The sequence below is a fragment of the Gluconacetobacter diazotrophicus PA1 5 genome, assembly GCF_000067045.1.
In the GTDB taxonomy this organism is placed as follows: Bacteria; Pseudomonadota; Alphaproteobacteria; order Acetobacterales; family Acetobacteraceae; genus Gluconacetobacter; species Gluconacetobacter diazotrophicus.
Window position 1 is genome coordinate 1,130,765 of the sequence record NC_010125.1, and the last position, 20,607, is coordinate 1,151,371.

18 protein-coding genes, 1 pseudogene and 1 riboswitch are annotated in these 20,607 nt (G+C 68.9%); of the genes and pseudogenes, 4 read left to right on the forward strand and 15 right to left on the reverse strand.

Annotation, left to right across the window (positions count from 1 at the left end):
- Window positions 1-49: 49 nt before the first annotated feature.
- The 3 genes from GDI_RS05365 to GDI_RS20205 all read right to left on the reverse strand — a co-directional run bounded on the left by GDI_RS05365 (window position 50) and on the right by GDI_RS20205 (window position 1,849).
- On the reverse strand, window positions 50-841 hold the full coding sequence (locus GDI_RS05365; RefSeq protein WP_012224208.1) for an ABC transporter ATP-binding protein: 792 nt from the start codon (window positions 839-841) through the stop codon (window positions 50-52).
- Window positions 838-1,623 (reverse strand): MlaE family ABC transporter permease, encoded by a 786-nt coding sequence (locus GDI_RS05370; protein ID WP_012224210.1) that lies wholly within the window; start codon window positions 1,621-1,623, stop codon window positions 838-840. The genes GDI_RS05365 and GDI_RS05370 overlap by 4 nt, the downstream gene beginning before the upstream one ends.
- A gap of 85 nt (window positions 1,624-1,708) precedes the next feature.
- On the reverse strand, window positions 1,709-1,849 hold the full coding sequence (locus tag GDI_RS20205; protein WP_220792339.1) for a hypothetical protein: 141 nt from the start codon (window positions 1,847-1,849) through the stop codon (window positions 1,709-1,711).
- A 174-nt stretch (window positions 1,850-2,023) separates the two neighbouring features.
- On the opposite strand from GDI_RS20205, the gene GDI_RS05375 reads away from it, so the two are divergent.
- Entirely contained in the window at window positions 2,024-3,337 is a 1,314-nt protein-coding gene (locus GDI_RS05375) for a UDP-glucose dehydrogenase family protein (RefSeq protein ID WP_012224212.1), read from the forward strand.
- Window positions 3,338-3,340: 3 nt separating this feature from the next.
- Here GDI_RS05375 and GDI_RS05380 read toward each other — a convergent pair whose 3' ends face one another.
- Together GDI_RS05380 and GDI_RS05385 are read right to left on the reverse strand one after the other, a co-directional pair.
- Window positions 3,341-4,579: a multidrug effflux MFS transporter gene (locus tag GDI_RS05380; RefSeq protein WP_012554005.1), complete on the reverse strand. Its 1,239-nt coding sequence runs from the start codon at window positions 4,577-4,579 to the stop codon at window positions 3,341-3,343.
- Window positions 4,580-4,745: 166 nt separating this feature from the next.
- Entirely contained in the window at window positions 4,746-5,435 is a 690-nt protein-coding gene (locus tag GDI_RS05385; RefSeq protein WP_050934996.1) for a VC0807 family protein, read from the reverse strand.
- Window positions 5,436-5,531: 96 nt separating this feature from the next.
- Here GDI_RS05385 and GDI_RS05390 point away from each other — a divergent pair, with 96 nt between their 5' ends.
- Entirely contained in the window at window positions 5,532-6,233 is a 702-nt protein-coding gene (locus GDI_RS05390; protein WP_012224218.1) for a TetR/AcrR family transcriptional regulator, read from the forward strand.
- On the opposite strand, the gene GDI_RS05395 is transcribed toward GDI_RS05390, so the two are convergent.
- Both GDI_RS05395 and fdhD read right to left on the reverse strand, forming a co-directional pair.
- Window positions 6,181-8,457, reverse strand: a complete 2,277-nt coding sequence (locus tag GDI_RS05395; protein WP_012224220.1) for an FdhF/YdeP family oxidoreductase — start codon at window positions 8,455-8,457, stop codon at window positions 6,181-6,183. The two genes, GDI_RS05390 and GDI_RS05395, sit on opposite strands and share 53 nt — an antisense overlap.
- A 21-nt stretch (window positions 8,458-8,478) precedes the next feature.
- A complete protein-coding gene (gene fdhD, locus GDI_RS05400) occupies window positions 8,479-9,336 on the reverse strand; it encodes a formate dehydrogenase accessory sulfurtransferase FdhD (RefSeq protein WP_012224222.1) in 858 nt (285 codons plus the stop codon).
- Window positions 9,337-9,362: 26 nt separating this feature from the next.
- Here fdhD and GDI_RS05405 point away from each other — a divergent pair, with 26 nt between their 5' ends.
- Window positions 9,363-9,599 (forward strand): DUF3297 family protein, encoded by a 237-nt coding sequence (locus tag GDI_RS05405; protein ID WP_012224224.1) that lies wholly within the window; start codon window positions 9,363-9,365, stop codon window positions 9,597-9,599.
- Window positions 9,600-9,768: 169 nt separating this feature from the next.
- On the forward strand, window positions 9,769-11,025 hold the full coding sequence (locus tag GDI_RS05410; RefSeq protein WP_012554010.1) for an NAD(P)/FAD-dependent oxidoreductase: 1,257 nt from the start codon (window positions 9,769-9,771) through the stop codon (window positions 11,023-11,025).
- 45 nt (window positions 11,026-11,070) lie between these two features.
- Here the strand turns inward: GDI_RS05410 and GDI_RS05415 are convergent, their stop codons facing one another.
- The 8 genes and pseudogenes from GDI_RS05415 to GDI_RS05450 form a co-directional block, all read right to left on the reverse strand.
- On the reverse strand, window positions 11,071-12,279 hold the full coding sequence (locus GDI_RS05415; protein WP_012554011.1) for a mechanosensitive ion channel family protein: 1,209 nt from the start codon (window positions 12,277-12,279) through the stop codon (window positions 11,071-11,073).
- Window positions 12,280-12,450: 171 nt separating this feature from the next.
- Window positions 12,451-15,046, reverse strand: a pseudogene (locus GDI_RS05420) (MMPL family transporter).
- Window positions 15,047-15,270: 224 nt separating this feature from the next.
- Window positions 15,271-16,272, reverse strand: a complete 1,002-nt coding sequence (locus tag GDI_RS05425; RefSeq protein WP_012224231.1) for a lysylphosphatidylglycerol synthase domain-containing protein — start codon at window positions 16,270-16,272, stop codon at window positions 15,271-15,273.
- Between the two features lie 72 nt (window positions 16,273-16,344).
- The gene (gene ribH / locus GDI_RS05430) at window positions 16,345-16,827 is read right to left on the reverse strand and encodes a 6,7-dimethyl-8-ribityllumazine synthase (protein WP_012224236.1); all 483 of its coding nucleotides are present in this window, start codon (window positions 16,825-16,827) and stop codon (window positions 16,345-16,347) included.
- Window positions 16,828-16,860: 33 nt separating this feature from the next.
- Complete coding sequence (locus GDI_RS05435; protein ID WP_041249314.1) at window positions 16,861-18,120, reverse strand: bifunctional 3,4-dihydroxy-2-butanone-4-phosphate synthase/GTP cyclohydrolase II; 1,260 nt, start codon at window positions 18,118-18,120, stop codon at window positions 16,861-16,863.
- Window positions 18,120-18,737, reverse strand: coding sequence for a riboflavin synthase (locus GDI_RS05440; RefSeq protein WP_012224240.1), 618 nt, complete (start codon window positions 18,735-18,737; stop codon window positions 18,120-18,122). The genes GDI_RS05435 and GDI_RS05440 overlap by 1 nt, the downstream gene beginning before the upstream one ends.
- The gene (ribD, locus tag GDI_RS05445; protein WP_012224242.1) at window positions 18,719-19,819 is read right to left on the reverse strand and encodes a bifunctional diaminohydroxyphosphoribosylaminopyrimidine deaminase/5-amino-6-(5-phosphoribosylamino)uracil reductase RibD; all 1,101 of its coding nucleotides are present in this window, start codon (window positions 19,817-19,819) and stop codon (window positions 18,719-18,721) included. Before ribD ends, GDI_RS05440 begins: the two co-directional genes overlap by 19 nt.
- Window positions 19,820-19,967: 148 nt before the next feature.
- A riboswitch (FMN riboswitch) is annotated at window positions 19,968-20,137 on the reverse strand.
- A 156-nt stretch (window positions 20,138-20,293) separates the two neighbouring features.
- Window positions 20,294-20,500 (reverse strand): entericidin A/B family lipoprotein, encoded by a 207-nt coding sequence (locus GDI_RS05450; RefSeq protein WP_012554015.1) that lies wholly within the window; start codon window positions 20,498-20,500, stop codon window positions 20,294-20,296.
- Between the last annotated feature and the right edge of the window lie 107 nt (window positions 20,501-20,607).

The following is a 20,607-nucleotide window of genomic DNA, read 5'->3' on the forward strand; positions in this document are numbered from 1 at the left end:
GTACTCCGGTTTTCGTGCCGTTCAGGACCTGTTGCCGGGCGCGTACGGCCTAGCGGCGCAGTTCCATGCTGATCGGGCCTTCGCGGCGGCCGTGGGTGAACTGGTCCACCACCGGGTTGCCGCTGTCCAGCAGCGATGATGCCGCGCCCTGCCAGATCAGCTTGCCCTGGTAGAGCATGGCCGCCTGGTCGCCGATGCGCTGGGCGGACGCCATGTCATGGGTGATGGCGATGGCGGTGGAGCCCAGGCGGCGCACGCAATCGACGATCAGCCCGTCGATCACCGCCCCCATGATCGGGTCCAGCCCGGTCGTCGGCTCGTCGAAGAACAGGATGTCGGGCTGCCCGGCGACGGCCCGCGCCAGGCCCACGCGCTTCTGCATGCCGCCCGACAGTTCCGAAGGGTAGAGCGCACCCACCGACGGGTCCAGTCCCACCTGTTCCAGCATGCGCCCGGCATGGGCGCGCGCCTCGGCCCGGCTGAGCCGCTTGCCGTGCCGCCGCCCGGTGGCCAGCAAGCCGAAGGCGACATTTTCCCACACGCTGAGACTGTCGAACAGCGCCGCGTTCTGGAAGAGCATGCCGATCGTCTCGATCACCGCCTCGCGCCGGCGCGAGGACAGGGCCACCACATCGACGCCGTCGATTTCGATCGACCCGGCATCGGGGGCGATCAGGCCCAGAATGCAGCGCAGCAGCACGGACTTGCCGCTGCCCGATCCGCCGATGATGACCATCGACGTGCCCTGCATGACATCCAGGTCGATCCCGTCCAGGACGATTTTCGACCCGAACGCCTTGCGCAGGCCGCGAATGCGGATCTTGGGTGCGGCGTCGGTCATTGCGAGAAGAACACGTCGGTCAGGAGGTAGTCGGAGGCCAGCAGCAGGATCGACGCCGCGACCACCGCCGCCGTGGTGGCGGCCCCCACGCCCTCGGCGCCGCCCCGGCTGTTATAGCCGTGATAGCAGCCCATCAGCGCGATCAGGAAGCCGAAGACCCCCGCCTTCACCAGCCCGACCGTGACGTCGATCGGCTTCACCGCCGCGAAGGTCGCGGCGATATAGACCGGGGCCGAGAAATCGAGCTTGGCCACCGACACCGTAAAGCCGCCCAGCACGCCCAGGATATCGGCCACCAGCACCAGGCACGGCAGCGCCAGGGTGCCGGCCAGCAGGCGGGGCGTCACCAGGTACTTCATCGGGTTGGTCGACAGCGTGGTCAGCGCGTCGATCTGGTCGGTCACGCGCATCGTGCCGATTTCGGCCGCCATCGCGGCCCCGACGCGCCCCGCCACCATCAACCCGGCCAGCACCGGGCCCAGTTCGCGCGTGACGGCCAGCACGACGATGCCGGCAATGGCGCTTTGCACATGGTACTGGGCGAAGCCGGTATAGGATTGCAGGGCGATCACCCCGCCCGAGAACAGCGCCGTCAGCGCGACCACGGGCAGGGAAAAGAAACCGATTTCAACCAGCGCGCCGAAGAAGATGCGCCAGTAGAACGGGGGACGCACCAGATGCGACAGGGCCTGCGCCCCGAACAGGGTCAGGGCCCCGGCGGTCCGGACCAGATTCAGCGCGGCACGCCCCAGCGCCGCTATGAAGTCGAGAACGGCGTTCACGCGGGATATCGCGGGCAGCCCGCGCGAAAAAATCTGGCAAGTCGATCGGACATGGTTCCTGCCGTAGCGCGGGAAGACCGGCACGTCAAAGGACGGGTCCGCCAAACAGGCGGCTGTCACAAAAAGAAACGCGCAGCACAAAAAAAACGGCGTCACGCAGAACGCCGCCGTAGTCTAGGGAGGAAACATCCATGAAGCGCGCACAACGCCACTTCATGGTCTTCATGACCACTGGCGCGGCCATAAGTCAAGAATATTGTGCAGTGCAATATGCACGCTCCCACGGGGTCGTCATGGGGCCACCCGGCGTCTCGCTGGCCAAATCGCGGGGCACGCGCCATAGTCGCGCCGAATCCTAACGCCCCATGACAAATACAGGAGAATGGCGGTGCGCATCGCGATGATCGGCGGCGGGTATGTCGGCCTTGTCTCGGCGGCCTGCTTCGCCAAATTCGGCAACGACGTCGCCGTGGTGGAAATCGACCCCGACCGCCTGGCAGCCCTGCGCGAAGGGCGCATTCCCATCTACGAACCCGGGCTGGACGGGCTGGTCGCCGATACCATGCGGGCGGGTCGCCTGTCCTTCGGCGCCGATATCTCGGCGGCGGTCCAGGGGGCGGAGGCGATCTTCATCGCCGTGGGAACGCCGCCGCGCAACGGCGACGGCCATGCCGACCTGACCTATGTCCACGAGGCCGCACGGCAGATCGCCCGGGCGATGACGGATTACGCCGTCATCGTCACCAAATCGACGGTTCCCGTCGGCACCAGCCGCCGCATTGCCGAGATCGTGCGCGACACCCGGCCGGACCTGGATTTCGATGTCGCGTCCAATCCCGAATTCCTGCGCGAAGGCAATGCGATCGGCGATTTCATGAAGCCCGACCGCGTCATCGTGGGCCTGGACGAGGACGCGCCCGACGGCGGCGCGCGGGCGCGCGCGGTGCTGGGCGCGGTGTACCGGCCGCTCTACCTGATCGAGGCGCCGGTCCTGTTCATGAAGCTGGAAACGGCGGAACTGACCAAATACGCCTCGAACTCGTTCCTGGCGATGAAGATTTCCTTCATCAACGAAATGGCCGACCTGTGCGAACGGGTGGGGGCCAACGTCCACGACCTGGCGCGCGGCATGGGGCTGGACGGGCGGATCGGCCGGAAATTCCTGCATCCCGGCCCGGGCTATGGCGGATCGTGCTTCCCCAAGGACACGCTGGCCCTGACCCGCATCGCCCAGGAAGCCGGCGCGCCGACCCGCCTGATCGAGGCGACGGTGGGCGTGAACGACGCCCGCAAGGTCGCGATGGCGGGACGGATCGTCGCCGCCAGCGGCGGGTCGGTGCGCGGCAGGCGGATCGCGGTGCTGGGCCTGACCTTCAAGCCCGAGACCGACGACATGCGCGAGGCCGCGTCCATTCCCATCCTGGTCCGCCTGGCGGAACAGGGTGCGGAGATCCGCGCCTTCGACCCGGTGGGCATGCCGGCCGCCCGGCCGCACCTGCCGCAGGCCGTCACCTATTGCGACAGCGCCCTGGACGCGGCGACGGACGCCGACACGCTGGTGGTGCTGACGGAATGGACCGAATTCCGTGCCCTGGCGCCGGGCCGGCTTGCCGCGGCGATGCGGGGCCGCGTGGTCGTCGACCTGCGCAATATCTTCGACCCCGTGGCGATGCAGGAAGCAGGGTTCGCCTATCATTCCGTAGGACGGCCCTGACCTTCAGCCCGCCGAATGCCGCCGGTGCCACACGGTGCAGAACAGCATGCCGACGATGCCCGCCGCCATGGTACCGGCGATCGGCACCGTCGTATCCAGCGGCAGGTAGCCCAGCAGCACGCCGCTGAGCGAGCCGATGGTGAATTGCAGCGTGCCCAGCAGGGCCGAGGCGCTGCCGGCATGATGGCCGTGCCGGGTGAAGGCCAGCACCGTGGCATTGGGGTTGACGAACCCCAGCGAGCCCGTGATCAGCCCGATCAGGCAGCACACCAGCGCCGGATGGCGCGGCCCCGCAATTCCGGCCAGGGACAGGGCCAGGAACAGAACGGCCGCCATCGTCACCACCGTCACGCCGCGCAGCATCAGCACATCCAGCGCCACCCGGTGGACCAGCCGCCCGTTGACCTGCGCCCCGGTGATGAACAGCGCGGCATTCACGCCGAAGAACAGGCCGAACTGCCCCGGGGTGAAGGACAGGATGTGTTCGAACAGCGTCGGCGCGCTGGCCAGGTAGCCGAACATCACGAAGGCCGAGAAGCCCAGCAGCAGCGCCGCCGACAGGAACATCGGCTCGCGCGCGATGGTGACATAGCGCCAGAGCACGGTCGGGATCGACAGCGCGATGCGCCGGTCGCGCGGCATGGTGTCGGGCAGCGTCCAGGCGATGGCAACGACACCCAGCGCGCCATAGACGACCGCGAACCAGAAGATCCAGCGCCAGTGGCCGACCGACAGCACCAGGCTGCCCAGGCTGGGGGCCAGGATCGGCATCAGGCCGAAGACCAGGGTCAGTTGCGCCATGATCCGCGCGCCCTGCATGCCGGTCGCGACGTCCCGCACGATGGCGCGCGGCACCACCACGCCGGCCGAGCCGCCAAGGGCGGCCAGGAAGCGCCAGACGCAGAACATGTGATAGCTGTACGACAGCGCACACCCCGCCGAGGCGATGCTGAACAGCGTCAGGCCGCCCAGCAGCGGCACCCGCCGCCCCAGCCGGTCCGACAGGGGGCCCTGGCTGAACTGGCCGATCGCCAGCCCCGCGAACCACGATGCCAGCGTGATCTGCGCCGAGCCCGGACCGCCGCCCAGGTCGCGATCGACCGCCGGAAAGGCCGGCAGGTACATGTCGGTGGCCAGCGGCCCGATCGCCGTGACCAGGCCCAGCAGAATCACCAGCCACGCCGGCAGCGCGCCGACGGGAATACGATGGCGATAGGCAAGCGAGGATGTGGAGGAAGACATGGGCAAGGTCGTGAACCCGATGAACAAGGGGCACCGTATGTCACGGTTTCCGCGACACTTGTCCATTGCTATCCCTCACGGCGCGCCCCGCCGGAAACATGGCAGACGCGCGCGGGCAGTGCTCTTCATTCTTTTTTGAAACAGAAGCAAAAAACCGGGATCATCCTCACGCGGGCGGCATCGGGCGTCCCGCCCGGGCCGCCATCCGCCGGCCGGTCCGGATGCTCCATTGCATCAGCGCGATCGGAAGCACGATCCACAGCACGTGCATCGCCCCCAGCAGGACGGGATCGGGCCACCACATCACGACCGCGACCCGCAGCGCGGCCTCGCCCAGCAGCAGCACCGCCCACGCCAGGGTCAGCGCCCGCATGAACCAGCGAAACGACGGATAGACCCACCGGTCCGCGAACGCCGCCATCCGGTCGGGCGTGCCCATCATGGCGCGGGCGAGGAAATAGACCAGCGGGCGCGGCAGCAGCAGCGACACCAGGAAGACCAGCCCGATCACCCCGGTCACCAGCGAGGACTGCACCAGCACCAGGCGCGGCGAGGAAAACCACAGCGCGCAGGCCACCCCGGCCAGCGTCGCCGCCAGGGCCAGGATGGTCATGGCGTCCAGGCTGCGACGGCGGACCAGGCCCGCCAGCATGACCGCCAGCATCGCCGCCGACGCCGCCAGGCTGGCGGCCAGGCCGCCATATCCCAGCCGCCCGGCCCCGAACATGATTCCCCAGGGCAGCACGACGTTCAGCCCCACCTCGCGCAGCAATCCCGGGACCGTCAGGCCCATGCCCGGCCCCGCGGCAGGCGCGGCGGCCGGCGCGAAGGCTGGGGGCGGATCTTGCAGGGTCATCGACGTGTTTCCTTCATGACGGAACGATTCCGCCCCGACCCTACCGGATCGGACCGCCCCGATTCCACACGAATCTTTCCATTGTAAAGATAAGGCGTGCCGCCCTATCGTGCGGCCATGGACCCGTCCCCCCGCCCCTACCATCACGGCAACCTGCGCGCCGCCCTGCTGAAGACCGCCGAACGCCTGCTGGAACGCGACGGACCGGCGGCCCTGACCATGCGGGCCATCGCGCGAGAGGCCGGGGTGTCCCATACCGCGCCCGCCCATCATTTCGGCGACCTGCCGGGATTGCTGGCCGACCTGGCCGCGACCGGCTTCACCCGCCTGGCCGAGACCATGCGCCGCGCCGCGACCGACCCCGCGCCGCGCGCGCCGCTGCATGCCTATGTCCGCTTCGCGCAGGACCATCCGGGACTGTACACGCTGATGTTCCGCTCCGACCGGCTCGATTACGGACGGGAGTCGCTGGCCGCCGCATCGCGCGAGGCCTGGAGCATCCTGTTCCGGTCGGTCGGTTCGGACACCGACAGCGCGGCGCAGGCCGACCTGGCGACGACCGACCTGACGACAACCGACCTGACGACCCTGGGCCACGTCACCTATCGCTGGTCGCTCCTGCACGGATTCTGCACCCTGCTGCTGGACCGGCGGCTCGATCCCCTGCTGGCCGCCCCGTCCTGCGGGGGCGATCCGCACGTGCTGCTGGATGCGATGGTCCCCCCGCCGGCAGCGACGGCGACGGTCAGGCCGCCACCACCCGCACCGGAATCGACTTCGCCGCCGGGGTGCCGCTGATCTCGTCGAAATGGTCCAGCGGCAGCAGGGGGTTGAGTTCGGGGTAATAGCCCGCCACCGCACCGCGCGGCAGGGAATAGGGCAGCGCGCGCAGGTCGCCCACCCGCCGCACGATGCCGTCATCCGACAGGGTTTCCAGCACCACGGGGGATTCGGGGGCAATGGCGCGGTCGCGCATGTCGTCCGCGTTCATCAGCACCACCATGCGGGTATCGTACACCCCGCGATAGCGGTCGGTATTGCTGTAGATGGTGGTGTTGTACTGGTCGTGCGAGCGCACCGTCGCCAGCCGCAGCATGGCGGCGTCGTCCACCGGCGGGTCCATCGCCAGCCCAGCGAACGGCAGGAAGTTGGCCTTGCCCGTCGCCGTCCGCCATTCCCGATGGCGCGGCGGATTGTACAGGTGGAACCCCTTGGGTTCGTGGATGCGGACGTTGAAGTCCGCGAAATCGGGATAGACCTCGGCGATCTTGTCGCGGATCAGGTTGTAATCGTCGATATAGGTGCCCCACGGCACGACGCTGTGCGGCAGAGTCGCCTTGGCCATCCGGCAGACGATCTCGATTTCCGACAGCAGATGCGGGCTGGCGGGCTCCAGCACACCGCGTGACGCGCCGACATTGGACATCGCGTCCTCCAGCGTCACGAATTGCGGGCCGCTGGCCTGGATGTCGATCTCCGACCGCGCGATGACGGGCAGGATCAGCGCCTGCCGCCCGTGGACCAGATGGCCGCGATTGAGCTTGGTCGCGATGCCCACCGTCAGGTCCAGTGTCGCCATCGCCCGGTACGCGATGGGCGTGTCGGGGATGGCGTGGATGAAATTGCCGCCCATGCCGATGAAGACGCGCGCACGCCCGTCGATCATCGCCTTCACCGATTCGACGACATGGTGTCCATGCTCGCTCGGCGGGGTGAAGCCGAAGGCGGCCTGCAGCCGGGCCAGGTAGGCGGGGGTCGGCTTTTCGTCGATGCCCACGGTGCGGTCGCCCTGGACGTTGGAATGGCCGCGCACCGGGCAGATCCCGCCCCCGGCCCTGCCGAAATTCCCCTTCATCATCAGGAGATTGGCGATCTGCTGGATCGCCCGCGCGCCCTGTTGGTGCTGGGTGATGCCCATGCCGTAGCAGACGATGCTGGCGCCCGCATGGGCATAGATCGCACCGATGCGGCGGATCTGCGCTTCCTCCAGCCCCGACACCGCGACGATGTCGGCCCAGCTTGTGGCCCGCGCATCCTGCGCCACCGCGTCGAAGCCATCCGTGTGGGCGGCGATGAAATCGACGTCCAGCAGGCGCGGCGTGCCGGCCGCCCGGGCCGCGTCATCCAGTTCCAGCAGCGTCTTCATCATGCCCTTGATCACGGCGATGTCGCCGCCGATCCGGACCTGGCAGAATTCGCTGGCAATCTCGGTCGAGCCGAACGTCGCCATCTTCACCGGGTCCTGCGGTTCGGTGAAGCGCATCAGCGCGCGTTCGGGCATCGGGTTGATGACGACGATCGGCACGCCGCGCTTCCGCGCATGGACCAGCTCGGTCATCATGCGCGGGCTGTTGGTGCCGGTATTCTGGCCGATGATGAAGATCGCCTCGGTATGGGCGAAATCGTTGATGATCACCGTGCCCTTGCCGATGCCGATCGATGCCGGCAGGCCCCGGCTGGTCGGCTCGTGGCACATGTTGGAGCAGTCGGGGAAATTGTTGGTCCCGAATTCCCGCACGAATACGGAATACAGGAACGCGGCCTCGTTCGAAGTGCGGCCCGACGTATAGAATTCCGCCTGGTCCGGATGGTCCAGCGCCCGCAGCGCGTCGCCGATCATCGCGAACGCGGCGTCCCAGTCGCAGGGCACGTAGCGGTCGGTCGCCGCGTCGTAGCGCATCGGCTCGGTCAGCCGTCCCTGCTGCTCCAGCCAGTAATCGCTGCGTTCCATCAGTTCGGTGACGGTATGGGCGGCGAAGAAATCACGCCCGATCCGCCGCTTCGTCGCCTCGACGGCCAGGGCCTTGGCGCCGTTTTCGCAGAATTCCAGCGTCTTTTCCCGGTCGGGATTGGGCCAGGCGCAACTGGGACATTTGAACCCGTGGGGATGGTTCATCGACAGCAGCGCGCGCGACCCGGTGGTGACCACGCTCTGTTCCAGCAGGACCCGCGCCGTAGCCTTCGCCGCCCCCCAGCCGCCGGCCGGATGGGTGTAGGGACGGAATTTCACCTCGTCGGACATGGATGCCCCCCGCTTGCGTGATCAGGCGGCCGTGTCGATCCGGCCTTGATGCGTGAAGATAATCTGCGCGTCGTGCCGCGCCAGCGCAACCAGGGTCAGCCCCGCGGCATGCGCCATGTCCACCGCCCGGGCGGTGGGGGCGGAAATCGCCACCAGCACCGTCAGGCCCGCCATCGCGGCCTTCTGCACCATTTCATACGAGCAGCGGCTGGTGATCAGGCCGAACCCGGCATCGAACGCGATCCCGTCCCGCAGGCCCGCGCCCACCAGCTTGTCCAACGCGTTGTGACGGCCCACGTCCTCGCGCACCAGGCGCAGGGCACCGTCGGGGCCGGCCCAGGCCGCGCCATGCACCATATGGACCCGCGCGTTCAGGACCTGCCGCGCCGCCAGACCGTCCAGCGCCGCACGCACCGCCGACAGCGCCACGCGGCCGCCCACCGGCACCGGGGGCGGCGCGGGGTCGAACGCCGCCAGGTCCTCGACCCCGCAGACGCCGCAGCCGGTGCGCCCGGTCAGGTGCCGCCGCCGGGCCAGCAGGCGCGCGAAGGCATCGCCGGGGATGCGCATGTCCACCGTGATGCCCCCCGACGCATGGGTCACGCGCAGGTCGCGGATCGCCGCCGCCGAGGGCACGATCGCCTCGGTCACCGAAAAGCCGGTGGCGAAATCCTCCAGGTCGGCCGGTGTCGCCATCATCACGGCATGCGCCAGGCCGTTATAGGTCAGGCCGACCGGAACCTCCTCGGCCAGGGGCCGCACGATGCCGGCCGCGCCGTCCGCCCCCAGGCGCTGCCCGGGGCATTCGCGCCAGGCGGCCGGGCGGTTGGATTGGTGGCCGGGACCCGCTATGTCAGCACCCGCTATCTCAGCATCCATGATCGTCACCAGCAGAGGTCAACCCGATGAGTGATACTCCCCCGGACCGCCTGTCCGCCAACCCCGAAAGCCCCTTTCACGATGCCGCCCTGCTGGAACGCGGCGTGGGCGTGCGCTTCAAGGGCGTCGAGAAGACCAATGTCGAGGAATATTGCGTCAGCGAGGGCTGGGTGCGGCTGGCGGTCGGCAAGACCATGGACCGCCGCGGAAACCCGATGACCATGAAGCTGCAGGGCCCGGTCGAGGTCTGGTTCAAGGGCTGACCCGCGTCCGGCGCGCGCCGCCGCCCCCTCGCCCTTCCGGGAAAAGGTGATAGGGTCAATACTTGGTGTGTCTGTCCGGAAACGCGGTCCGGCAAGCAACCATGCGCCGGATCGCCACCAGACCGCGTTTGCGGACAGACACGGACATCGTCAGCAAGGAGTGTGTCCCATGGTCCCAACACAGCCGGATATCCCGGATAGCGACCGCTTCACGGTCGTGATCGTCGGCGGGGGGGCGGCCGGACTGACCGTGGCCGCGCAGTTGCGGCGCAAGCGGCCCAACCTGTCGATCGCGGTCATCGATCCGGCCACCACCCATGCCTACCAGCCCGGATGGACGCTGGTCGGCGCGGGCGTCATGGCGCTGAAGGACACGCTGCGCCAGGAAGGCGGCCTGATCCCCAAGGGCGTGCGCTGGCTGCGCGCGACCGTCGCCTCGTTCACGCCCGAGGAGAATATCGTCACCCTGGCCGACGGGCGGCGCATCGCCTATCGCCGCCTAGTCGTCTGCCCGGGCCTGCAACTGGACTGGGGCAAGATCGAAGGACTGCAGGACACGCTGGGCCGCAACGGCGTGTGCAGCAACTATTCGGCCGAAACGGTCGAATATACCTGGGCCTGCATCCAGTCGCTGAAGGGCGGGACGGCACTGTTCACCCAGCCGCCGATGCCCATCAAATGCGCGGGCGCGCCGCAGAAGATCGTGTACCTGGCGTCCGACCACTGGCGCCGCGAAGGCGTGCTGAACCGCATGAAGGTAGATTTCTGCCTGGCCGGCGACGCGCTGTTCGGCGTGAAATATTTCATTCCGTCGCTGCAGGACGCGATCGATTATTACGGCGTGAACCTGCAGTTCAAGCATAACCTGGTGGCGGTCGACGGGCCGAAGCGCACCGCGACCTTCGCCGTCACGGGCCCGGACGGCAGCAGCACGACCGTGACCCGCACGTTCGACATGCTGCACGTCACCCCCCCGCAGAGCGCGCCGGACTTCGTCAAGACCAGCCCGCTGGCCAATGGCGGCGGGTGGCTGGACGTCGATGCCGCGACCCTGCGCCATGCCCGCTTCGACAGCGTGTTCGGCCTGGGCGACGTCATCGGCACCAGCAACGCCAAGACCGCCGCCGCCGCGCGGGCGCAGGCGCCGGTGGTGGTGGCGAACCTGCTGGCCTCGCTGGACGGACGGCCGCTGGACGGGAAATATGACGGCTACGGCGCCTGCCCGCTGACGGTGTCGTACGGGCGCGTGGTGCTGGCCGAATTCCTGTATGGCGGCGTGCCGGCCCCCAGCTTCCATTACGACCAGCGCAAGCCCAGCCGCTTCGCCTGGTTCCTCAAGACCCAGGTGTTCCCCAAACTGTACTGGCACATGATGCTGACCGGCCGCGACGTCGCCGTGCCGCACAAGCCGGTCGAGACCGCCTGACGCCATCCGGGGCCGGGCCTGCGCGCCCGGCCCCCGCCCTGCCCCCTATGTGCGCGGCGGGGATACCTGCAGGTTCGGGCCGGTATAGGGGCCCCGGTCGGGACGATTGACGTGCGGGGCCGCCAAGGCCTCCGGCCAGGCATCGTTGCCCGCCCCGTCGCCGACCAGCGCCGTCCGGCCGCGGGGGATGCATTCGGGGATTTCCTCGCGGATGCGCTTGAGAATGCGCTCGCGCACGTCGCAGCACAGGTTCCACATCTGTCCCGCACCCGCCGCGCCCGCGATGATGCGGATGGAAATGACCTGCGCGTTGCTGTCGGCCACCTGGCAGGCCAGATTGGCGCGGTCCTTGTCCCAATCGGGGCAATGGACGATCTCTTCCTCCAGGAACTGGCGGATACGGTCCATGGGCGTGCGGTAGTCGAGCCAGAGAAAGACCGAACCGACCAGCGCGGGCGCGCTGTGCGTCCAGTTCTGGAACGGATTTTCAAGGAAATAGGCGATCGGCACGATATAGCGGCGCTTGTCCCACGTCCGCAGCACGACATAGGTGGCGTTGATTTCCTCCACCCAGGCCCAGTCGCCGTTGAGGATCAGCATGTCCTCCATGCGGATCGGCTGCGTGATCGCGATCTGGACGCCGGCGATCAGGTTGCTGAGCGCCGGACGGGCGGACAGGCCGACGACCAGCGAGGCCGCGCCGGCCGAAGCGAAGAGCGACAGGCCGAAACGCTGCACGGTATCGAACACCATCAGCGCCGACGCCACCGTAATGACCCCGAGCGTGATTTCGACCAGCCGGCGCAGGACCCGGATCTGCGTCTGGTGGGAACGGACCGTGATGTCGTCACCCGGGTCCCGCTGGCCCATGCGCGTCAGGTAGCTGTCCGTGGCGATCCGCAGCGCGCGGATGATTCCGAAGCCCAGGATCAGGATGAACAGGAACGCGAACACCTTGCCGAGCATGTAGAGCGTCTCGCTCGACAATCCGACCGAAGCGGCGGGAAGGGCGGCACTGGCGGCGAGCAGCATCAGCAGCATGCGGATGGACGGCCGCAGCCGGACCATCAGCAGCGGAATGATCGGGAAACGCCTGAGGCCCGGCAGGCGCGGAATGGCATCCGTAATGAGACGGCTGAACAGACGCGCGATAAAAGCGGCGATGACCAGCAGCAGGATCGAGGCGACGGGGGCGGGAAGCCAGTCGAACCAGTGGCGGACGCCGGACATCGAGGCGACGTAATCATGTCTCATCGGTGCGAATATCTCCCTCTCGCGGACGCCGCGTCCGGCGTCGCGCCAGTATGTCAAAATGTGGCTGGAGTATTTCTAGCGCACGAATGACACGCAGGGTTGCAAGGATCAACAGATCGGGATGCGAAATCTCCTGCCCGGCCGGGTCCGGGCAGGACCCGGCCTTTTTTACTACCGCTCGTCGATCGCACGCTTGGGCAGCAGCGCCGGCACGAAGATCAGCGTCGCCAGCAGGGTGCAGGCCAGCGACAGCAGCAGCAGCCGCCCCATGCTGGCCGTGCCCGGATGGTGCGATGCCGCCAGCGAGCCGAATGCGGTCCCGGTCGTCAGGGCCGAGAACAGGACGGCCCGCGCCGTGGGGCTGGACAGCGGGGCCTGGACGCCGGACCGCCAGTTCATGACGAAATAGATGTTGAAGGACACACCGACGCCCAGCAGCAGCGGCAGCGCGATGATGTTCGCGAAATTGAGCTGTTCCGGCACCACGACGATCAGGATGACCGTCATCAGCGCCGACAGCAGCAGCGGCGCCAGCACCAGCGCCATGTCCAGCAGGCGGCGCAGCGCCACCAGCAGGATCACCGCGATCATGACGATGGCGGACATCGCCGCGAAGACGAAGGCCCGGACCATGGTGGACGCACTTTCGACCACGTCGATCGCATCGCCGCCCGCGTCGGGCGCCACGCTGCGGATCTGCGCGACATAGCGGTGCAGTTCGGTGCTGCTGTCCATCGAGGCCTTGGGATGGATCGCCACCACCGCGCGCCCGTCGGGCAGCAGGTAATCCTGTCGGATGGATTGCGGGACGTCGTCCAGGGTCACGGCCTGCGCCGAAAGCATCTGCCGCAACTGGTCGAGCTGCCCGGGCAGGAAGCGCACCAGCGCGCTGTTCGCCGCCATCACCTGTGCGTCCGGCGCGTGCGACAGCCGCGCCAGTGCAGCCTGGATGCGGCGCAGCGGATCGCCGGGGGCCAGCTTGTCCAGCACGCCGCCCAGGTCCCGGGCGGCCCTTGGCCGCCGAGGCACGCAGGGCATCGGCGTCCGGCGCGGGACGTGGATTGGGCACGACCAGGGTGGGCAGCAGAATCGAGGCCGCGTCCTGGATCATCGCCAGCTTGGGCGGCTGATCGGCCGGGACCAGCGAGCCCAGCCACATCGCGTCATCGACCAGCGGCAGTTGCGACAGCCGGTCCGCCAGGGCATGGGCCTGCTGCAGGTTCGGGACCAGCACCTGCGCCCCGTAGGGCGAGGTCTGCGGATCGGTCATCAGCAGCTTCAGCGTCCGCATGCCGTCCGAATTCGGGTCCTTGGTATGCAGCGGATCGGCATCGAAGGTCAGCACCGGAATCAGCACCGCGCCCAGCACCGCCAGGAAGGTGAAGACGCTCAGGATCGGGGTGCGATGCAGCCGCACCGCGCGATCCGCGGGGCGGGCGAAGGCGAAGCCGGTCGCCGGATGGTCCAGCGACGGGCGGAACAGCCGCAGCAGCGCCGGCAGCAGCGTGACGGTGCAGATGAAGGCGATCATCATGCCGAACCCGGCGATCAGGCCAAGCTGCGCCACGCCGACGAAGGCGGTGGGCGTGAAGGCCAGGAATCCCGCCATCGTCGCCATGGCGGCCACCAGGATCTGGTGCCCCGTTTCCTCGCCGGTATGCTCCAGCGCCGCCTGGACCGTGGGCATGGCGCCGGAGGGCAGGCGCTGGGCGCGGAAGCGGACCGAGAACTGGATCGCGAAATCGACCGCGATACCCACGAACAGCACGGCGAAGGCCACGGAAATCAGGTTCAGCGTGCCGACCGCCAGCGCCGCGAAGCCCGTCGTCAGCAACAGGCCCGCCACCAGGGTGATGACGATGGGCGCGATGATCCGCCAGGTCCGCACGGCCAGGAACAGCCACAGCGTGACCAGCACCAGCGACCCGATCAGCCCCGCGACCATGCCCTGGGCGACGGTGGCGAATTCCTCGTCACTGATCTGGACGTCGCCGGTCAGATGCACCTTGGCGTGGCCCGACCGGACGAATTCCAGTTGGCCGATGGCCTGGCGCATCGCGTCGCTGGCCGCGCCGCCGGGCTGGAACGAGCCATAATCCATGCGCGGCCGGGTCACGACGAAGACGAACTTCCCGCCCATGTCCGCCAGGCTGCCGGCCAGCATCCGCTCCCACGACAGGGGCTGGGCGTGGCCGTCGGCCGCCTGTTCCAGCGTGGTGGCGAAAGCATCCAGCGCGGGCTGGAAGCCTTTCAGGTTCGCCTGGCCCTGCGACACGCCCAGCGCGATCAGCGACAGGGAATCGAACAGGCCGCGCCCCGACGGGTCGGCCGCCAGGCCGCCCAGGAAGGGCTGCGCCGTCACGACGGTGTCCAGCACCCCGCCCAGGTTCTTCTGATCCAGGAACATCAGCCCGTTGCGGACCAGATAGGGATTATCCTGCGGAAGGGTGACCGACAGGAAATGCGCGCTGTCGCCCCGCAGCCGGTCGGCCAGCGCGCGGGCCGTCGCCTGCGCTTCCTCGGGCAGGTCGGCCTCGACCACCGCCACCAGCAGGTCCTGCTGCTGCGGCAGCAGGCGCGCCAGTTCGTCCGAGCGCTGCTTCCACGGCAGGGTGCGCGAGAACATGGTGCCGGTATCCGTCGTGACCCCCAGCCGGTGCATGCTGCAGTCGACCGCACCCCCGACCAGCGCCGCGAACAGCAGCAATACGAGCACGGCGCGACGGGAACAGAACGCCACGAGGCGACCGATCGGAAGGGACAGCATGATTCGTAATTCAGCCCTTGAGAAACTGGCGGCGCGACCGCGGCGCCCAGAACGCCGCGCAATGGGGGATCGTTTGACCCGGGATGGCGGAAGGATGCAAGACGCATGTTCGGCGGACAGCCCTGCCCGCCGGCGTCACCCCGCCCGCGCCGGACGCGCCAATCATCGGCATGCGAGGAAAAACATTATAAAGGATAAATACTTAGGTACATGCCCCCCCGCCCCTAATGGCCGGGCAGGCCGATACCGTGATCCAGCTTGCTGGGGCCCCGCCAGTGGGTTTCCATCCACTGCCAGCCGGCCAGCGCGGGCAGGCCCCAGGCGATCTCGCGCAGCCGCTTGATCAGCGACAGGCCGATCGAGACCGCCGGCGGCAGGCCGAACAGGCTGCCGATCAGGATGAACCCGCCCTCGGACACGCCCAGCGCGCCGGGCACGGCAAAGCCCACCGACTTGGCGGCCTGGCCCACGCTTTCGATCACGAAACCGCTGGTCAGCGACCGGTCATGGCCCATGAAATGCAGGATCAGGCAGACTTCGACCGCACCCAGCGACCATGCGACCAGTTGATAGACCCCTGCCCGAAACGCGCGGCCCGGGGCGGTGTACAGGCCCATGATCTCGCCATGCAGTCCACGAATGCCCTCGACGCCCGTCCATCCCAGGTGGGCAGCGATGCGCACCAGCAGCCGTTCGATGAGCGACACCGCCCCCAGGCACTGGCTGCCCAGGCAGACCGCCCCCAGCACCAGCGCGACCCCCGCGCTTTCGACCAGTTCATCCGTAACCGTGGAGCGTTTGACGAGGCAGAGCAGCAGGCCCAGCCCCAGCAGGGTGAAGACGACCTGGCTGAGCAGCTCGATCGTCAGGTCGCAGATCGTCGCGGCGGCGGCCCGGCGCAGCCCGACCCCACGCCGGGCCAGCAGGCGGGCCGATATGACCTCGCCCCCCACCTGGGCGACGGGAAGCAGGTTGTTCACACCCTCGCGCACGCAGCGCAGGGCGACGTAATCGCGCAGCGGCAGGCCGGCCCGGTCCTGGCCCGCGATCGCCCGCCACGACCCGGCGGACAGCAGGACCTGCACGGTATGGAACAGGATGGCGGCCAGGATGCCCCAGCCCCCCTGGGCCACCAGATGCGCGATTGCGTGGACGCCGAAGCGGGATAGGAGCCAGACCGTCAGCGCGACCCCGAACAGTCCGGCCGTCAACGTCACCAGCTTCATTCCGCGCCCCCGCCGCCCGGCCCCCCGGGACCATGGGCCGGCGGTGGCGCCGACCCGTGTCAGGCCAGCGTATCAGCCCTTGATTTTGCGTATCAAGGCCAGACTTTCGACGCAGGCGGCCGCGGCCTCGCGCCCCTTGTTATGTTCGTCGGTGCGCGAGCGCAGCACGGCCTGTTCGTCGGTGTAGGTGGTCAGCACCCCGAACGCGACCGGGATCTCGGTCGCCAGCGAGGCCTGCATCAGGCCGATCGCGGCGCCCAGGCTGATGAATTCGAAATGCGCCGTGTCGCCCTTGATCACGCAGCCCAGGCAGATCACCCCTTCATAGCGGCCGGTACGGGCCAGCGTCTGGGCCAGAAGCGGCAGTTCGTAGGCGCCCGGGGCATACAGTACGTCGTCGTCCGCGACGGTGATGCCGTGCTCGCCCAGCCATTCCAGCGCCCCGTCGCGCAGGCCGTGGGTGACGGTTTCGTTGAAGCGGCTGACCACGATCGCCAGGCGCGGCGGCCGCGCGAAGGTCAGGTCGGGTGAGGAAGACGGCGTATTGGTGCTCATGTCGATTCTATCCGGTCGGTGGTCTGCGGCGCCTCACTCGGCCGCCGCGCTGACGGTGGAGCAGAGATGGTGTCCCATCCGGGTACGCTTGGCGTCCAGATAGGCGCGGTTGAAGGGATTGGGCGGGATCTCGACCGCGACGCGCTCGCGCACGGTAAAGCCGTGCCGCTCCACCGCCACGACCTTGGCCGGGTTGTTGGTCATCAGGTCCAGCGTCCGCACGCCAAGCGTGCGCAGGATGGCGCCGGCGGCGCTCCAGTCCCGCGCATCGGTCTCGAAGCCCAGGCGGTGATTGGCGTCCACCGTGTCCAGCCCGCGATCCTGCAGCGCATAGGCACGGATCTTGTTCGCCAGGCCGATACCGCGCCCCTCATGCCCGCGCAGATACAGCAGGACCCCGCTTTCCGCCGCGCCGATACGCGCCAGCGCGGTCTGGAGCTGCGCCCCGCAATCGCAGCGCAGCGAGCCCAGCGCGTCGCCCGTGACGCATTCCGAATGCAGCCGCACCAGCGGCACCGCGCCGGCGGCGGGATCGCCCTTGACCAGCGCCACGTGCTCGGTCCCATCGGCGGCGCGGAAGGCGTGGATCATCAGGTCCTCGCCGCCATAGCAGCTCGGCAGCGCGGCCTCGGCGACCTTCTCGATCCGTTCCCCGGAATCGCCAGCGGCCTGCCCGGATGCCTGTCCGGCCTGGGCCTTCATCCACGACACCAGTTCCGCGATCGACAGGATCGGCAGTCCGTGCCGCTCGGCATAGGGGCGCAGGTCGGACATCCGCGCCATGGACCCGTCCTCGTTCATGATCTCGCAGATCACGGCGGACGGCGCGCGGCCCGCCATGCGCGCCAGTTCGATCGAGGCCTCGGTATGACCGTTGCGGGCCAGCACCCCGCCCGGCACCGCGCGCAGCGGAAAGATATGCCCGGGCGACACCAGGTCGGCAGGTCCCGCGCCGTCCGCCACCGCGACCTGGATGGTCCGGGCGCGGTCGGCGGCGGAAATGCCGGTCTCCACACCCTCGCGCGCCTCGATCGACACCGTGAAGGCGGTCTCGCGCGGGCAGGTATTCACCTGCGTCATCATCGACAGGCCAAGCTGCTCGACCCGTTCGGCCTCCAGCGGCAGGCAGACCAGGCCGCGCCCGTGCGTGACCATGAAATTGATCGCCTGCGGCGTGACCATGTCGGCGGCCATCACCAGGTCGCCCTCGTTCTCGCGATCCTCGTCATCGACCAGGATCACCATGCCGCCCGCCCGGATCGCCGCCACCGCGGTCCGCAGGCCGGGACTCATCACCGGTACTGGCATAGGGTCTCCACATATTTCGCGATGACATCGACCTCGACATTCACGCCATCGCCGGGCGACAGGGTGCCCAGCGTGGTATGGGTCCAGGTATGGGGAATGATCATCAGCGCGACGGGGAATTCCTCCGCGCCGCCCGCACCCGTTCCGACCTCGCCGATCTCGTTCAGCGTCAGGCTGATGCCGTCCAGGGTGATCGAACCCTTCTCGACCAGATAGCGGCGCAGCGCGGCCGGGATGCCGAAGACGATGCGCCGGGATTCGCCCGCATCCTCGACCGACAGCAGGCGCGCCGTGCCGTCCACATGGCCCTGCACGATATGGCCCGACAGGCGCGTGGCCGGCGTGACGGCGCGTTCCAGGTTCACGCGGCTGCCTTCGGCCAGGCGGCCCAGGCTGGTGCGCTCCAGGGTCTCCGAACTGATGAAGAAGGAGGCATTGCCCGCCGCGTCATAGGCGGTCACCGTCAGGCACACGCCGTTGACGGCGATGCTCTCGCCCATCGACAGGTCGCCGATGCCCGTGGCCACCGCGACATGCAGCGACCGGTCGCCGCGCCGCGCCGCCGTGACGGTGCCCAGATGCTCTATGATGCCGGAAAACATGCTTCCTCCCCATGTGCCGTCCCTGGATGTGCCGTCCCCGGCGCCGCCAGTTCCGCGAACAGGCGCAGCGGCGTATCCGTGCCGCAGCGGACGGCGACATCCATCCGTTCCGTCCCGTCCGGGCCGACCCCGATGGTCAGCCAGTCATCCCACAGCCCCGCCGCGCGCAGCGCATCCAGCAGGGCCGGCCCGGCCTCGACCAGCGCCCACAGCACGCCGTCGGCCCCCAGCATCGCGGGCAGCCGGGTGATATCGTCGCAGGTCCGCACGTCGAACCCGCGCCCCCTGGCGGCGGCGCGCCAGTCCTCCGGCACCCGCCCCCGCCGGTCGCAGACGACCAGCGGCCGCGCGGCCCGGTCCGCATGGTCGGCCACGCGCCGCACATCCAGGCCCGGCCGGTCGGCCAGCACGGTGCCGCTGCCGGTCACGACGGCATCGGTCGCCCGGCGCAACCGGTGCGCCAGCGTCAGCGCGGCGTCGGAGGTAAAGGTCGTCCGCCCGGCCGGCGGGATCATCGATCCGTCCGCATCGACCGCCTGCTTGACCGTCAGCCACGCGCGACCGGTCCGCGACCAGTGCACGAAGGGGGCGATCAGCGCCCGGCACGCAGCGGCCAGTTCGGGGAACGGATCGGGGAGCAGCTCGCCCCCCGCTTCCCCCAGCACATACACGGCGCAGCCCGCCGCGCGCAGCCGGGCGGCCCCGCCCCCGGCCACGCGGGGATTGGGATCGGCGGCGCCCACCCAGACCGTGCGAATGGGCGAGGCCAGGATCGCCTCGGAACACGGGCCGGTGCGGCCGGTATGGTTGCAGGGTTCGAGGGTCACGACGGCCACCGACGCGCGATCCATCAGCCCCTGTTCCGCGCACTGGCGCAGGGCCAGGGCCTCGGCATGCGGGGCGCCGGCCCGGTGATGGCCGGCGACGGTCAGGATCTCGCCACGCGCGTCCAGGATGGCGCAGCCGACGGGGGGTTTGGGGGCGGTGGCACCCATATACCGCGCGGCCTCGGCCAGCGCGGCACGGAAGGCCCGCGCGATGCGGGCCGGATCGACAGGGGGGGCGAGGGCGGCAGCGGACACGGAACGGCCGGCCGCGTCATGCGCGGCCTCCACGGTCCCCGAATCTCGCAAGTGCGCAGCCAACACGAACGGTCCCATCCATCCGGACGGACCCAGGGCGTACGGACCCGCCGACGCACCACGACACAGCGCGGCACGCCCGGGCGGGCATCGTTCTCTATCATCCGGACTGTAACCGTCGGCTCCGGAATCACACCGGATCTGCTGTCCCCGCCATGCCCAAAGGCCTGGCGGGCGCTCGCGGGCTGATGCACCCCGGCCTGATGACCGGGCGCAAATACCGCCGGTGGGGACTTTCACCCCGCCCCGAGAACGTCAATTCGACCGGCCGCAAGGACCGGAACGTTTTTATTATTGGGAAAGGACCGGTGGAAATGCAAGGCCCATCTGCGGGCCTGCCACGCGGGCAATGCCGGACGGAATGCGGAACGGGACGCGCGCGCGTCCCGTTCCGGCCGCCGTTCAGGGCATGAATTACCGGGGCGACGCCCCCGTCGACTTGGTGATCGCGTTCTGCGAGGCGTTCGCCCCACGCGACACATCATGGCCGACCGAGCTGACATCCTGGCCCGCCCCGCGGACCGTGTTGCACGCGGTCAATCCCCCCGCCAGGCCGAGCATCGCCACCACCAGCAACGCAGCACGGGACAGGCTGGATGCCGGAAAACGGTCGTGATGCATGAAAACCTCCTCTATAGGTTGATATCCTCGCAAACCCCGGCGAAGGGCCAAAGTTCCCGACCCGCCCCCCTCGGCCCCTTCCCCTGCCCTGCCCCCCGCCACGGGAG

Excerpts from the sequence above, each read along its gene's own strand:
- GDI_RS05375 (WP_012224212.1), top strand. The coding sequence starts at position 2,024 with ATGATCGGCGGCGGGTATGTCGGCCTTGTCTCGGCGGCCTGCTTCGCC.
- GDI_RS05415 (WP_012554011.1), bottom strand. The coding sequence starts at position 12,279 with ATGAGACATGATTACGTCGCCTCGATGTCCGGCGTCCGCCACTGGTTC.
- GDI_RS05405 (WP_012224224.1), top strand. The coding sequence starts at position 9,363 with ATGAGTGATACTCCCCCGGACCGCCTGTCCGCCAACCCCGAAAGCCCC.
- GDI_RS05395 (WP_012224220.1), bottom strand. The coding sequence starts at position 8,457 with ATGTCCGACGAGGTGAAATTCCGTCCCTACACCCATCCGGCCGGCGGC.
- ribH (WP_012224236.1), bottom strand. The coding sequence starts at position 16,827 with ATGAGCACCAATACGCCGTCTTCCTCACCCGACCTGACCTTCGCGCGG.
- GDI_RS05450 (WP_012554015.1), bottom strand. The coding sequence starts at position 20,500 with ATGCATCACGACCGTTTTCCGGCATCCAGCCTGTCCCGTGCTGCGTTG.
- GDI_RS05380 (WP_012554005.1), bottom strand. The coding sequence starts at position 4,579 with ATGTCTTCCTCCACATCCTCGCTTGCCTATCGCCATCGTATTCCCGTC.
- GDI_RS05365 (WP_012224208.1), bottom strand. The coding sequence starts at position 841 with ATGACCGACGCCGCACCCAAGATCCGCATTCGCGGCCTGCGCAAGGCG.
- fdhD (WP_012224222.1), bottom strand. The coding sequence starts at position 9,336 with ATGGATGCTGAGATAGCGGGTGCTGACATAGCGGGTCCCGGCCACCAA.
- GDI_RS05440 (WP_012224240.1), bottom strand. The coding sequence starts at position 18,737 with ATGTTTTCCGGCATCATAGAGCATCTGGGCACCGTCACGGCGGCGCGG.
- GDI_RS05410 (WP_012554010.1), top strand. The coding sequence starts at position 9,769 with ATGGTCCCAACACAGCCGGATATCCCGGATAGCGACCGCTTCACGGTC.
- GDI_RS05425 (WP_012224231.1), bottom strand. The coding sequence starts at position 16,272 with ATGAAGCTGGTGACGTTGACGGCCGGACTGTTCGGGGTCGCGCTGACG.
- GDI_RS20205 (WP_220792339.1), bottom strand. The coding sequence starts at position 1,849 with ATGAAGACCATGAAGTGGCGTTGTGCGCGCTTCATGGATGTTTCCTCC.
- GDI_RS05435 (WP_041249314.1), bottom strand. The coding sequence starts at position 18,120 with ATGAGTCCCGGCCTGCGGACCGCGGTGGCGGCGATCCGGGCGGGCGGC.
- GDI_RS05385 (WP_050934996.1), bottom strand. The coding sequence starts at position 5,435 with ATGACCCTGCAAGATCCGCCCCCAGCCTTCGCGCCGGCCGCCGCGCCT.